Raw genomic sequence first — 12,419 nt, forward strand, 5'->3', positions numbered from 1 at the left:
TGACTCAGCGGCAAGCTTCACTGTAACTAACCTATCGGACCTTTGCGGGCAGCTGAACCCCGCCAATCATATTGATTCGTCTGTATTTTAAGGTAGGGGGCTCACGGCAAGATTTAATTGAAAGGGACAGGGCGTTTGTCCTGCTCTATGTTACGAAAGAGGAGGGGATTGTTCGATGCATCGCGGTAAAGGTATGAAGTTCGTTGGCGACTCACGTGTCTTGGCGCCATCCGAGCGCAAACCTATGATTCCTAAAGATTATTCGGAATATCCCGGGAAGACCGAAGCCTTTTGGCCAAACTTCCTCCTGAAGGAATGGCTAGTAGGCGCTGTATTCCTGGTTGGTTTTTTATGTTTGACTGTGGCGCATCCATCGCCGCTCGAAAGGATTGCGGATCCGACCGATACAGGTTATATTCCGCTTCCTGACTGGTACTTCCTGTTTTTATACCAGCTGCTTAAATATTCCTATGCATCCGGCCCTTACACTGTAGTCGGGGCAATGGTCATTCCAGGCCTTGCTTTTGGCGCGCTTCTGCTCGCGCCATTCATCGACCGGGGACCGGAACGCCGTCCGTCAAAGCGCCCGGCCGCAACCGCATTCATGCTTTTGGCGATTGCCAGCATTTTCTTTCTGACCTATCAATCCGTTGCCACCCATGACTGGGAAGCTGCGAAAAGGCAGGGGGAAATCGTACAGGGTATTGATAAGGATGTTGAAGGATATAAAATTTACGAGGCTCAAGGCTGTATCGGCTGCCACGGCGGTGAACTTCAGGGAACAGCCATGGGAGCGAAGCTGATTGACCAGGGGTTCCCGGCAGATCACGTTGCTGACGTTGCGAAGAATGGCTTTAAAAATATGCCTGCCGGAGTCTTCAAAGGCACGGATGAAGAACTTAAGAAACTTTCGGAATATATTTCTACACTGAAAAGCGAGTAGAGTGGAAAGCTGGCGATGGATTTCGCCAGCTTTTTTCTTTCCTTATTTTGTGATACGATTTTTTATACATAAACTCGTAAAGGCGGAACTATTGTGATAAAAATGTTTTATCCCTTTCTTGCATACAGGCCGTTTTTGTGGCTTCTTCTGGCAGTCAATATTGGCGGCACGGCTTATGGATATTACTGGTATGAAGGGCAATTAAAAGATACCCCGCCCATTTTCCTAGCTTTTGTACCGGACAGCCCGACAGCAAGCCTATTTTTCGTCTTCGTTCTTATTGCTTTTTTATTGAAGAAAAACTGGCCGCTCGTAGAGGCGTTAGCCATTGTAACGTTATTTAAATACGGGATCTGGGCAGTCGTGATGAACTTGCTTGTTTTGGTTGTAACAGGTGATTTGGGATGGACTGGCTGGATGCTCGTCGCGTCCCATTTTGCGATGGCGGTCCAGGGGCTCCTGTATGCTCCCTTTTACAGGATAAAATTGTGGCATTTAGTTGCCGCGGCTATTTGGACGCTCCATAATGATGTGATTGATTATGTGTTTTTCATGATGCCTAGGTATGAAGTGCTTTATTTGTACACGAAAGAAATTGGCTATTTTACCTTCTGGCTGTCCATTGCTGCCATTTTCATTGCCTGGTATTTTTGCGTAAGGCACGGAAGGAGAGAATATACTCTCCAGGCCGGGTAAACCAAATATGAATTTCTTCGCCGCCCTACCGGACAGGTTCTAGACTTGTCCTTTTTTTCATACATTCTACTAGTATGAGAGGGGTGGCTATGTATGAAGCTTAAATACTTCCTTTTTGTCCTGTTATTAGTGTCATTCCCGGTCCAGGTTTTGGCGAACGGAAGGCCGGCGGCAATAGAGCAGCTCGACACCTTATCCGATGATGCCTTCCAGATGGTCAAGAACCAGCGATATGAGGATGCCAAGAAACTGTTGAATTACTTTTCAGAACAACTTCAAACGATGAGCGCAGGACGTTTCCTGTTTTCGGTTGACGAAGCCAGGATTGTAGCAATGTCCAGGGACGAGGCAATGGAAGCAGTTGCTAGCCCCACAATGGAATACACAGAAAAAGTGAATAAAGTAACCCGTTTCAGGCTTGTTATGGACGCCCTCGCGACTTCGAGTGATCCGCTTTGGGCGGAGCTCGAAGACCAGGTAATGGGGTCTTTTTCAGGGGCGAAACAAGCGGCGGTTGAAGGAAATCCCGCCGCATTCCATGCCAGCGTTAATTCTTTTTTATCTTTGTATGACTTGATTTATCCCAGCATGAAAATCGATGTTCATGCAGATTCTATACAAAAGCTGAACGCCAAGGTGGAATTCCTGTCAGCCTTCAGCCCGTCCAAACCTGCCAGTGAGTTGGAAAGGGCCGAGCTGGATGCTTTGGGGACAAACCTGCAAAATATATTTGACGGCATAGAGGAGGATGAAGCCGATCCTTCGCTTTGGTGGGTAATCTTCTCGACTGGCGGAATCATAATCCTTACTTTGTCGTATGTTGGCTGGAAAAAATACAAAGCCGACAAAGAAACTGAACAAAAACGGTCGATTAAGCTAAAAGATTGACATTGCCCCCCAGCCCAAATAGAATTTTATACAACAAGATATTAGTAGGAGGCACATGAATGTTTATTCTTTATTTTGCATTGATCATCCTGATTCCCCTTTGGGCACAAATGAGGGTAAAGGGAGCTTTTAATAAGTACTCGAAGGTGGCGTCATCGTCAAGGAAAACAGGTGCTGAGGTCGCAAGGGAAATCCTTCAGGCCAATGGCATTTACGATGTGCGGATCGAACAGGGCACGGGATTTCTCAGCGACCATTATGATCCAAGGGCAAAAGTGATCCGCCTTTCCCCGGATATTTACCATGGCCATTCGCTTGCAGCTACTGCAGTCGCTGCCCATGAGGTCGGCCACGCCATACAGGACCAGCAGGATTATGCGTTCCTACGTTTCAGGCACGCCCTTGTTCCAGTCGCCAATCTGGGGAGCAATTTCTCTTGGGTATTGATTTTGATTGGAATTCTGGCGCACCTTCAGGGTATGCTTCTCCTCGGCATCGCCTTCATGGCGGCAGCTGTATTGTTTCAGGTAGTAACACTTCCGGTTGAATTTAATGCATCATCAAGGGCGATGGACCAGGTCATCTCACTCGGGATCATCCGCAACGAAGAGGAACGGAACACGAAGAAAGTCCTCGATGCAGCTGCATTGACTTATGTCGCTGCAGCCGCTGTAGCCGTCCTAGAGCTTGTAAGGCTGATCCTCATCTATACCGGGATGAACCGAAGCGAATAAGAAATGTTCGCTCAGGAGCCATAGCTGGACAAATTTAAAACATCCCCATTTATAGAAAAAGAGCGGGCCGCCATTAATGGCACCGCTCTTTTTCTATATTTCAAAAGGGTCTTTGTTTGCATCGAGTGTAAATCCCTCACCAAGGACGTCATGGACGGCTGTAACCGAAACAAAGGCGTGGGGGTCGACCGAGGTAATTACATTTTTAAGCCGTATAATTTCATTTTTGGGAACGACGCAATACAGCACTTCCCTGTCATTTTTAGTGAAATACCCATAGCCTTTGAGCACTGTTACGCCACGGTCAAGCTCGATAAGGATTTTCTCCGCGATCTCTGTGTTCTTCTCGGAAATAATCATCGCGCCCCTTGCGGAATATGCTCCTTCAGCCAACACATCTATAACCCTGGCACCAACGAAAACCGCTACAAGTGTATACATTGCTTCCCTGTAATTCAAATACGTCAGCAACGATGCCAGGATAACGAGCGCATCGAACAGGAACATGGTCCGGCCCATGCTGAAGCCCCAATATTTTTGCGCTACCCGCGCGATAATATCAACCCCGCCCGATGTACCGCCAAACCTGAAAATAATTCCAAGGCCGCCGCCAATGCAGACGCCTGCGAACAACGCGGCGAGAAGGAGGTCGTCTTTGAGTGGCATGTTAATGGGAACCTTTTGGAAAATCCATAAAAATACCGAAACCGCCACTGTGCCGATGACTGTATAATAAAAGGATTTTCGGCCGAGCAGCTTCCAGCCGATAAAAAACAAGGGGATGTTTATCAGAAGATTTGTATAGGCGGGATTGAATTTAAACAAAAAATAGAGCAGGATGGTAATGCCGGTAACCCCGCCTTCCGCGAGCTTGTTTTGGATATTGAAATTTACGATTCCAAACGACATGATTGCCGTGCCGAGCAGAATCAATAAAATATTTTTCACTTTAAGGCCAAATATCATATTTGGTTCCTCCTTTGCCATATTTTGCCCCATCAAAGCGGATTTAATTATAGCCGATAAAAAGGCTTAGGGCAATTGCGGCGAAAATCCCACATATGCAATAATATTGTAAACGGAAAATAATTTAGCTAACATGAAAGCTATAGCCTTCAGACAATATTCATAAACCTGAAGTTAACTACATATTGGGGTGGTTTTAATGGCTGAAAAGACGGTCGTGCAGCTGCAAAAAGAAGTGGACGAGCATATTGGGCAGTTTAAGGAAGGCTATTTCAGCCCGCTTGCCATGATGGCCAGGCTTACGGAAGAGCTTGGCGAACTGGCCCGGGAAATCAACCATTATTATGGTGAAAAACCTAAAAAGAAAACTGAAAAAGAAAAGACTGTTAATGAAGAAATTGGCGATGTGCTGTTTGTGCTGATTTGCCTGGCGAATTCCTTGAATATTGACCTTCAGCAGGCCCATGACATGGTAATGGAAAAATTCAGGACAAGGGATAAAGATCGCTGGACAAAAAAATAACGGATAGATGGAGTGGTGGGAATGGAAAAAATAAAGATTGTAATCGCTGGACCGCGCGGAAGGATGGGGTCGGAAGCCGTAAAGCTTGCCTATGAAACTCCAGGCTTTGAGCTCATGGCTGTGCTTGATCGGAAGAACAACGGCCTTACATTGGGGGAAATAGGACATTATCCTCTCACGGAAGTTCCGGTTTACTCGGATATAGAGGAGTGCCTTCAGGCGGTAAATGCGGATGTCCTGGTCGATCTCACAGTGCCAGAATCCGGTATGCATCATGCAAGGACGGCATTGGTGCACAATGTAAGGCCGGTAATCGGGACAACCGGTTTCACGCCCGAAGACCTTGAAGAGCTTAAGGAACTTTCATCGGAAAAGGGGATTGGCTGCATTATCGCTCCGAACTTTGCGATTGGGGCTGTGCTAATGATGAAATTCGCTAAGATGGCTGCTAAATATTTTGATGATGTTGAAATCATCGAAATGCATCACGACAGAAAACTTGATGCCCCTTCAGGCACGGCTATTAAAACAGCCCAGCTGATTACCGAAGAAAGGCAACCAAAGAAGCAGGGCCATCCGGAGGAAAAGGAAACCCTTCCAGGAGCCCGAGGAGCGGATTTGGAGGGGATGCGCATCCATTCTGTCCGGCTTCCCGGCCTGGTCGCCCATCAGGAGGTTTTGTTTGGCTCTGACGGTCAGACGCTTAAAATCAGGCACGATTCCTACAACAGAGCTTCCTTTATGTCAGGTGTAAAAGCGGCCGTGGAAACGGTCATGAAAATCGACTCATTCGTATATGGACTCGAAAATATTATGGAATAGGTGAAGAGACTGTGAACATTGCATTAATCGCCCATGATAAGAAGAAAGATGACCTCGTGCAGTTTACTGTCGCTTACCGGGATATTTTTGCCAAGCACTCCCTGTTCGCGACGGGAACAACCGGAAAAAGGATTGCCGAAGCAACCGGGCTCGAGGTGACACGATTTAAGTCCGGACCACTGGGAGGTGATCAGGAAATTGGCGCGCTGGTCGCAAAAAACCAAATGGATTCAATCTTCTTTTTCAGGGATCCGCTGACTGCGCAGCCGCATGAACCGGATATTAGCGCCCTGCTGCGCCTCTGTGATGTGTATTCCATTCCATTGGCTACGAATATGGGGACGGCAGAAGTCTTGATCAAGGGTATTGAGGACGGCCATTTGGAATGGAGAGCGATAGCAAGGGGGACCGAGAATGAAGGAACCATTTAGCGGGGTTGACATTCTCGCATTCGGCGCCCATGCCGACGATGTTGAAATCGGGATGGGCGGTGCGATAGCCAAATTCTCAGCGAGGGGAAAGAAAATCGTGATTTGCGATTTGACGCAGGCTGAGTTATCTTCAAACGGCGATGTGGAAACGAGGAAAAAAGAAGCTGGCGAAGCCGCGGCCATTCTTGGAGCCGAGCGGCTTGCACTGGATCTCCCGGACAGGGGGCTTTTTCTTGAGCAGGAGTACATAAGGAAAATTGTCGCAGCAATCAGGAAATACCGGCCAAAAGTGATTTTCGCCCCTTATTTGGAAGACAGGCATCCCGACCATGGAAATTGCGCGCTACTAGTCAGGGAGGCGGTTTTTTCAGCCGGAATCAGGAAGTATGAAGATGGGACGGGCTCCCCGCCTTTTAAGGCAGCTGCCCTGCATTATTACATGATCAATGGGTTCCATTCACCGGATTTCCTGATTGATATTTCGGATTACATAGATAAGAAAAGGGAAGCCCTAAATTCATATAAAAGCCAGTTTGTCAAAAGCGCGGAAAGTTTCGACACTCCGCTCGTCAATGGATATATCGAATCCATCGAAGCGAGGGAAAGCCTTTTTGGAAAACAGGCCGGCGTCATGTTTGCCGAAGGGTTTAAAACAGGCGCCCCCTTGCTGCTAGACCTGGATTTGATAGGAGAAAGAAAGAAATGAAGAAATTAAAAATAGGGATTACTTGCTACCCCTCAGTCGGGGGTTCCGGGATAATAGCTACTGAGCTTGGAAAATTGCTTGCCGAAAAAGGCCATGAAATCCATTTTATTACCTCCAGCATGCCATTCAGGCTTACCCGGATGTACCACAACATCCACTATCACCAGGTCGAGGTAAATCAATATTCGGTTTTTCAATACCCGCCATACGACATCGCCCTGGCCAGTAAAATGGCGGAGGTAGCTAACCAGGAAAGCCTGGATTTGCTGCATGTCCATTATGCGATTCCTCATGCTGTGTGCGCCATCCTTGCGAGGGAAATGAGCGGCAGGGATTTGAAAATTGTTACAACGCTCCACGGTACCGATATTACTGTATTGGGAAATGATGCATCTCTATCTGATGCGATTAAATTTGGAATCGAAAAGTCGGATATTGTAACCGCGGTATCAAACTCCCTAGTTTCCCAGACAATGGAGCTTTTAAAGCCTGATAAGGAAATCCAGACCGTTTATAATTTTATTGACGATAGAATCTATTTGCGGCTTGGTGAAACAGACCTTAAGGATAAACTTGGGATCAGCAAAGAAGAAAAAGTTGTCATACATGTTTCGAACTTCCGTCCTGTTAAAAGGGTGCCAGATGTCATCCAGGCGTTCGCCCGAGTAGCAAAGGCAATGCCAGCCAAATTGTTGCTTGTCGGGGATGGCCCTGAAATACGAAATGTGTTGAAGCTTGTCTCGGAGCTAGGCTTAAAGGAAAAAGTCCTTTTCCTAGGCAAGCAGGATAATGTTGAGGAATTATATTCGATAAGTGATTTAATGCTCCTGCTTTCCGAAAAAGAAAGTTTTGGCCTCGCAGCACTCGAAGCAATGGCATGCGGAGTGCCTTGCATCGGTACAGCGATTGGCGGAATTCCGGAGGTAATCATCGATGGGGAGAACGGTTATATTTGCCCATTGGGAGACATTGAGGCAATTGCCAATAAGGCGATTACCCTGCTATCGGATGAATCGCTCCATAGGGAATTATCATACCAGGCTTCAATCGGGGTAAAAGAACGTTTCAAAGCCGACAAGATTGTCAGCCAGTATGAAAATCTATATTATAAACTCCTGGAATAAGGGTGAGGGTAATGGAGAAGCCATTCAAAGAAGCGCTTCCGGTTCTTGATGCAATCCATAAAGCGGGGCATGAAGCCTACTTTGTCGGTGGATCGGTGAGGGATATGATCGTATCAAGGCCGATTGGCGATATCGATATCGCGACATCCGCACGTCCTGAACAAATCAAGGGAATTTTCGCGAAAACAGTTGACATCGGGATTGAGCATGGGACAGTCCTTGTTCTCTACAAAGGAAATTCGTATGAGGTGACCACTTACCGCACTGAATCCGGCTATGCGGATTTCAGGCGTCCCGATAAGGTTGAGTTTGTTACATCGCTGCATGAGGATCTCAAGCGGCGTGATTTTACGATAAATGCGATGGCCATGGACAGGAACGGTAATTTGATAGACCCTTTCGGAGGCAAGGAGGATATAGCCGGAAGGGAAATCAGGACAGTCGGCGACCCTGCCGACCGGTTTGGCGAAGACGCGCTCCGCATGATGAGGGCCGCCAGATTCGTAAGCCAGCTTGGGTTCAAAATTGAAAAAGCCACTTTCGCCTCCTTGAAAAAGTCGAATTCTTTGCTTCGCCACATCGCAGTGGAACGTAAAAGGGCTGAATTTGAAAAACTCCTCGGCGGCAAATGGAGAAAAGAAGCACTGCATATTATGATTCGGACTGGCATGATCGAATATCTGCCTGGGTTAAGCGGGAAGGAAGCGGATTTGGAGGCTTTCCTCATGCTCGATGACCGAAATCTTACTTCGGATGAAATGTGGGTCTTGCTCCTTTATTGCCTTGGATTCGAGAAGCAGGAAGCGGAAACGTTTTTACGTTCATGGAAAATGTCCAACAGGCAAATTGCCTGGCTCACCCGCCTCCTTTTTTACATGAAAGAAAGGATGTCGTCCGACTGGGATGTCACCTTGCTGTTTGAAGCGGGGAAGGAGGCAATCGCCGCCACTGAGAGACTTGTTGGTGCGGCGGGAGGCAACTCGGATGACCAAACGATGGAGAGGTGGCTTTCAACTTACGAAAAGCTTCCCATCAAGGATAAAAAGGAACTTTCAGTATCCGGCGGAGATATTATCCGCTGGGAGGGAAAAAACGGCGGCCCGTGGGTAAAGGAAAAATTGGCTGCGGTTGAACGTGCCGTTCTTCTGGGCGTACTTGAAAATAATGAAGCTAAGATAAAGGAGTGGCTGGCAAAGTGCAATCGGATATAAGGAAAAAGCTTTTGGATGCCTTCGCCGAGGCAGATGGCGGTTTTTTGTCCGGCCAGGCTCTCGCAAATCTGATTGGCTGCTCGCGCACGGCCGTCTGGAAGCATATAGAAGGCCTCCGCGAAGAAGGTTTCGTGGTCCAAGCTGTAAAAAGGAAGGGATATCGGATTGCCGAAACCCCTACCGCTTTGACAGGGGATGATATCAGGCTTGGCTTGAAAACGCGGTTTATTGGGCAATCGATCTTTTACCGTGAAACAGTCGATTCGACTCAAAAGGTTGCCCTTTTGCTTTCACAGGATAAGGCTCCTGAAGGTACGCTTGTAGTAGCCGACGAGCAGACAGCCGGTAGAGGGAGGATGGACAGGAAATGGCATTCGCCGAAAGGGACCGGCATCTGGATGAGCCTTCTCCTCCGACCCAATATCCCGCCACAAAAAGCCCCCCAGCTGACACTTTTGGCCGCTGTAGCTGTTGCAACGGCAATTGAAGAAGCCGCGGGAATAACCCCGGAAATCAAATGGCCGAATGACCTGCTAGTGGAAGGAAAAAAAATCACCGGAATCCTTACCGAACTCCAGGCGGAATCGGACAGGATCCACTCGGTCATCATTGGGATTGGCATGAATGTAAACCAGAAGATCGGCGATTTCCCGGAAGAATTAAAGGATATTGCCACTTCCGTAGCGATGGAAACCGGAAGTGAAGCCTCAAGATCAAAAATTATAAGAGAGTTTTGCGCACAATTCGAGAAGCTGTATCTTATGTATTTGGAAAAGGGCTTTTATCCAATCAAACTCCTTTGGGAAAGCTATGCCAAAGGAATCGGAGGAAGGATGAGGGCCAGGACCTATAACGGCGTGATTGAAGGACGGGCGCTTGGGATAACCGATGATGGAGTCCTGGAAATTGAGGGCGACGGCGGCAAGGTACATTTGATCTATTCAGCTGATATTGATTTCCCCCTTTCCTAGTTTTTTCTGTAGCAATGGAAAGGGGTTTTTTGCTATAATTCGTTTGGGCGGTATCCTGGTGAACTGCACCTTTTGCAAGGACAATTAAAAACGGTTTCTGCCTAGATCCGTAAAAGGACCGGGACAGAGGGATAAAACACATTTTTCGAACGGGATCCTCTGCCTTCAGCTGGATCTTTTTTCATGCTGGCGGCATGTCCGTTAACCCCTCTTCCGAAAAGAAGGAGGATATTGGATGAAGCAAACGACAGATTTTTTAAAAATGAAAGAAGCCGGGGAGAAAATCGCAATGGTGACAGCGTATGACTACCCTTCGGCGAAGACGGCGGAGCAGGCTGGAATCGATATGATTCTCGTCGGGGATTCCCTTGGCATGGTCGTCCTTGGATATGAAACAACAGTGCCTGTCACAATCAATGATATGGTGCACCACTCGAAAGCTGTCAGGAGGGGCGCCACCGATACCTTTATTGTTGTCGACATGCCTTTCATGAGCTACCATGTGTCAACCGGGGATACCCTTGTTAATGCAGCAAGGATCATTCAGGAGACGGGCGCCCATGCCGTAAAGCTTGAAGGCGCGGATGAAGTGCTTGGGAAAATAAAAGCACTGACGACCGCTGGTGTTCCGGTTATGGCCCATCTTGGGTTAACGCCTCAGTCCGTCGGAGTGCTGGGCGGCTACAAAGTCCAGGGAAAGGACGCGGAAGCAGCAATGAAATTGATTGAGGATGCGCGGCTTTGCGAAGAGGCCGGGGCATTCGCCCTTGTCCTGGAATGCGTCCCAAAACAGCTCGCAGCCGAGGTTTCCAGTAAGATCACCATTCCTGTCATTGGAATCGGGGCCGGCTCTGGCGTTGACGGCCAGGTTCTTGTTTACCATGACCTTGTTGGTTACGGATCCGGCAGGGTTCCAAAGTTCGTTAAGCAATACGGACAGGCAAGCGCAAACATTACAGAGATGCTCGGCCAGTACATCTCCGAAGTCAAAACGGGCCAGTTTCCTGAAACGATCCATACATTTACAATGAAGGAAGAAGAGCTGCAGGCCCTTTACGGTATGAAGGAATGAAAGTATTTGAAAGAATCACTGAATTTCGAAATGAGATAAATGAACATAAAAGGAATGGCCGTACAATTGGTTTCGTTCCTACCATGGGCTATCTTCATGAAGGTCATCTTTCCCTGATTGAAAAGGCGCGGGCAGAAAATGATATCGTTGTTGTAAGCATATTTGTAAATCCGCTCCAATTCGGCCCGGCAGAGGACTATGATTCCTATCCCAGGGATTTGGGCCATGACAAGGGGATTGCAGAGAAGGCGGGAGCGGATTACATATTCGCTCCTTCCGTTCCTGAAATGTACCCTACCCCTCCGTCAGTGACGGCCACCGTAAAGGAACGGACCGATGTGCTTTGCGGAAAATCTAGGCCAGGCCATTTTGATGGAGTCGCTACCGTCCTGACCAAACTATTCAATATAGTCCTTCCTGATAAAGCTTATTTTGGGCAAAAGGATGCACAGCAAGTCGCTGTTATCGAAGGGCTCATAAAGGACTTTAATTTTCCGGTGAAGCTGGTTCCCGTTGAAACGGTAAGGGAGGAAGACGGGCTCGCAAAAAGCTCCAGAAATGTTTTTTTGACATCAGCGGAAAGAAAAGAGGCCACTGCCCTCCATGAAAGCCTCATAGCGGCGCGTGCAGCCATCGAGAATGGGAACAGAGATCCCGAAACCATCATTGAATTGATGAAAAAAATTATTGAAACTCGGACCAGCGGGAAAATTGATTATATCGAAATTTACACCTATCCGGAATTGAAGCCGATCGATGTGCTTGAAGGCCGATTCATTATCGCGCTTGCTGTCCGTTTTTCGGCTGCAAGGCTAATTGATAATATGCTTTTTGATGTTTAATACCGGATTGCTTTTTTGCGAAGAAAGCCGGAATATGGAGGAGAGAAACGAATGTTCCGCACCATGATGAACGGAAAAATCCACAGGGCAAGGGTTACAGAAGCTAACCTCAACTATGTCGGGAGCATCACGATCGACGAGGATTTACTAGATGCTGTTGGAATGGCCGCAAATGAAAAGGTCCAAATCGTAAACAATAACAATGGGGCAAGGCTTGAAACGTATATCATTCCCGGGGAACGAGGCAGCGGAGTCGTTTGCCTTAACGGGGCAGCAGCGAGGCTTGTGCAGGAAGGTGACGTTGTCATCATTATTTCGTATGTTCTTGTGCCAGAAGAAAAAATCGCTTCGCACATGCCAAAGGTTGCGATAATGGATGAAAACAACCAAATTGTTGAGCTTATCCATGCCGAACCGGCCAATACGATCATGTAAATGAAAACTCCCTTCCGTGGGGAGTTTTCTTTTTCGGCATTTCGGCTACTCCTTA

General features: G+C 47.6%; 15 protein-coding genes. 14 read left to right on the top strand and 1 reads right to left on the bottom strand.

Annotated elements, in window-relative coordinates; genetic code table 11:
- Window positions 1-175 precede the first annotated feature (175 nt).
- The 4 genes from DRW41_RS12520 (at window position 176) to DRW41_RS12535 (ending at window position 3,261) form a co-directional block, all read left to right on the top strand.
- On the top strand, window positions 176-943 hold the full coding sequence (locus DRW41_RS12520; protein WP_115452352.1) for a menaquinol-cytochrome c reductase cytochrome b/c subunit: 768 nt from the start codon (window positions 176-178) through the stop codon (window positions 941-943).
- A 96-nt stretch (window positions 944-1,039) separates the two neighbouring features.
- Window positions 1,040-1,639: a lipoprotein heptaprenylglyceryl N-acetyltransferase LhaT gene (lhaT, locus tag DRW41_RS12525; protein WP_439330873.1), complete on the top strand. Its 600-nt coding sequence runs from the start codon at window positions 1,040-1,042 to the stop codon at window positions 1,637-1,639.
- 93 nt (window positions 1,640-1,732) lie between these two features.
- Complete coding sequence (ypjB, locus tag DRW41_RS12530; protein WP_115452353.1) at window positions 1,733-2,527, top strand: sporulation protein YpjB; 795 nt, start codon at window positions 1,733-1,735, stop codon at window positions 2,525-2,527.
- A 59-nt stretch (window positions 2,528-2,586) separates the two neighbouring features.
- The gene (locus DRW41_RS12535) at window positions 2,587-3,261 is read left to right on the top strand and encodes a zinc metallopeptidase (protein WP_115452354.1); all 675 of its coding nucleotides are present in this window, start codon (window positions 2,587-2,589) and stop codon (window positions 3,259-3,261) included.
- A 93-nt stretch (window positions 3,262-3,354) separates the two neighbouring features.
- Here DRW41_RS12535 and DRW41_RS12540 read toward each other — a convergent pair whose 3' ends face one another.
- Window positions 3,355-4,227, bottom strand: a complete 873-nt coding sequence (locus tag DRW41_RS12540; protein ID WP_115452355.1) for a YitT family protein — start codon at window positions 4,225-4,227, stop codon at window positions 3,355-3,357.
- A 199-nt stretch (window positions 4,228-4,426) separates the two neighbouring features.
- On the opposite strand from DRW41_RS12540, the gene DRW41_RS12545 reads away from it, so the two are divergent.
- The 10 genes from DRW41_RS12545 to panD all read left to right on the top strand — a co-directional run bounded on the left by DRW41_RS12545 (window position 4,427) and on the right by panD (window position 12,364).
- The gene (locus DRW41_RS12545) at window positions 4,427-4,750 is read left to right on the top strand and encodes a nucleotide pyrophosphohydrolase (protein ID WP_115452356.1); all 324 of its coding nucleotides are present in this window, start codon (window positions 4,427-4,429) and stop codon (window positions 4,748-4,750) included.
- A 21-nt stretch (window positions 4,751-4,771) separates the two neighbouring features.
- The gene (dapB, locus tag DRW41_RS12550; RefSeq protein WP_115452357.1) at window positions 4,772-5,572 is read left to right on the top strand and encodes a 4-hydroxy-tetrahydrodipicolinate reductase; all 801 of its coding nucleotides are present in this window, start codon (window positions 4,772-4,774) and stop codon (window positions 5,570-5,572) included.
- An 11-nt stretch (window positions 5,573-5,583) separates the two neighbouring features.
- Complete coding sequence (gene mgsA, locus DRW41_RS12555; RefSeq protein WP_115452358.1) at window positions 5,584-6,003, top strand: methylglyoxal synthase; 420 nt, start codon at window positions 5,584-5,586, stop codon at window positions 6,001-6,003.
- On the top strand, window positions 5,987-6,709 hold the full coding sequence (bshB1, locus tag DRW41_RS12560) for a bacillithiol biosynthesis deacetylase BshB1 (RefSeq protein ID WP_115452359.1): 723 nt from the start codon (window positions 5,987-5,989) through the stop codon (window positions 6,707-6,709). The genes mgsA and bshB1 overlap by 17 nt, the downstream gene beginning before the upstream one ends.
- Window positions 6,706-7,833 (top strand): N-acetyl-alpha-D-glucosaminyl L-malate synthase BshA, encoded by a 1,128-nt coding sequence (gene bshA, locus DRW41_RS12565; protein WP_115452360.1) that lies wholly within the window; start codon window positions 6,706-6,708, stop codon window positions 7,831-7,833. Before bshB1 ends, bshA begins: the two co-directional genes overlap by 4 nt.
- An 11-nt stretch (window positions 7,834-7,844) precedes the next feature.
- Window positions 7,845-9,044 carry a CCA tRNA nucleotidyltransferase gene (locus DRW41_RS12570; protein ID WP_115452361.1) on the top strand — a complete coding sequence of 400 codons (1,200 nt, stop codon included), beginning with the start codon at window positions 7,845-7,847 and terminating at the stop codon, window positions 9,042-9,044.
- A complete protein-coding gene (locus DRW41_RS12575; protein ID WP_115452362.1) occupies window positions 9,017-10,015 on the top strand; it encodes a biotin--[acetyl-CoA-carboxylase] ligase in 999 nt (332 codons plus the stop codon). The genes DRW41_RS12570 and DRW41_RS12575 overlap by 28 nt, the downstream gene beginning before the upstream one ends.
- Window positions 10,016-10,250: 235 nt before the next feature.
- The gene (panB, locus tag DRW41_RS12580) at window positions 10,251-11,087 is read left to right on the top strand and encodes a 3-methyl-2-oxobutanoate hydroxymethyltransferase (protein WP_115452363.1); all 837 of its coding nucleotides are present in this window, start codon (window positions 10,251-10,253) and stop codon (window positions 11,085-11,087) included.
- Window positions 11,084-11,929, top strand: a complete 846-nt coding sequence (gene panC, locus DRW41_RS12585; protein WP_115452364.1) for a pantoate--beta-alanine ligase — start codon at window positions 11,084-11,086, stop codon at window positions 11,927-11,929. Before panB ends, panC begins: the two co-directional genes overlap by 4 nt.
- Window positions 11,930-11,980: 51 nt before the next feature.
- Window positions 11,981-12,364, top strand: a complete 384-nt coding sequence (panD, locus tag DRW41_RS12590) for an aspartate 1-decarboxylase (protein WP_115452365.1) — start codon at window positions 11,981-11,983, stop codon at window positions 12,362-12,364.
- Window positions 12,365-12,419: the final 55 nt, after the last annotated feature.

Origin of the sequence: Neobacillus piezotolerans (assembly GCF_003362805.1) — a bacterium.
GTDB classification, from domain to species: Bacteria; Bacillota; Bacilli; order Bacillales; family Cytobacillaceae; genus Bacillus_D; species Bacillus_D piezotolerans.

Coding starts and splice junctions, on each gene's coding strand:
- DRW41_RS12545 (WP_115452356.1), top strand. CDS start 4,427: ATGGCTGAAAAGACGGTCGTGCAGCTGCAAAAAGAAGTGGACGAGCAT.
- DRW41_RS12540 (WP_115452355.1), bottom strand. CDS start 4,227: ATGATATTTGGCCTTAAAGTGAAAAATATTTTATTGATTCTGCTCGGC.
- panD (WP_115452365.1), top strand. CDS start 11,981: ATGTTCCGCACCATGATGAACGGAAAAATCCACAGGGCAAGGGTTACA.
- DRW41_RS12570 (WP_115452361.1), top strand. CDS start 7,845: ATGGAGAAGCCATTCAAAGAAGCGCTTCCGGTTCTTGATGCAATCCAT.
- dapB (WP_115452357.1), top strand. CDS start 4,772: ATGGAAAAAATAAAGATTGTAATCGCTGGACCGCGCGGAAGGATGGGG.
- DRW41_RS12520 (WP_115452352.1), top strand. CDS start 176: ATGCATCGCGGTAAAGGTATGAAGTTCGTTGGCGACTCACGTGTCTTG.
- panC (WP_115452364.1), top strand. CDS start 11,084: ATGAAAGTATTTGAAAGAATCACTGAATTTCGAAATGAGATAAATGAA.
- panB (WP_115452363.1), top strand. CDS start 10,251: ATGAAGCAAACGACAGATTTTTTAAAAATGAAAGAAGCCGGGGAGAAA.
- bshA (WP_115452360.1), top strand. CDS start 6,706: ATGAAGAAATTAAAAATAGGGATTACTTGCTACCCCTCAGTCGGGGGT.
- bshB1 (WP_115452359.1), top strand. CDS start 5,987: ATGAAGGAACCATTTAGCGGGGTTGACATTCTCGCATTCGGCGCCCAT.
- DRW41_RS12535 (WP_115452354.1), top strand. CDS start 2,587: ATGTTTATTCTTTATTTTGCATTGATCATCCTGATTCCCCTTTGGGCA.
- ypjB (WP_115452353.1), top strand. CDS start 1,733: ATGAAGCTTAAATACTTCCTTTTTGTCCTGTTATTAGTGTCATTCCCG.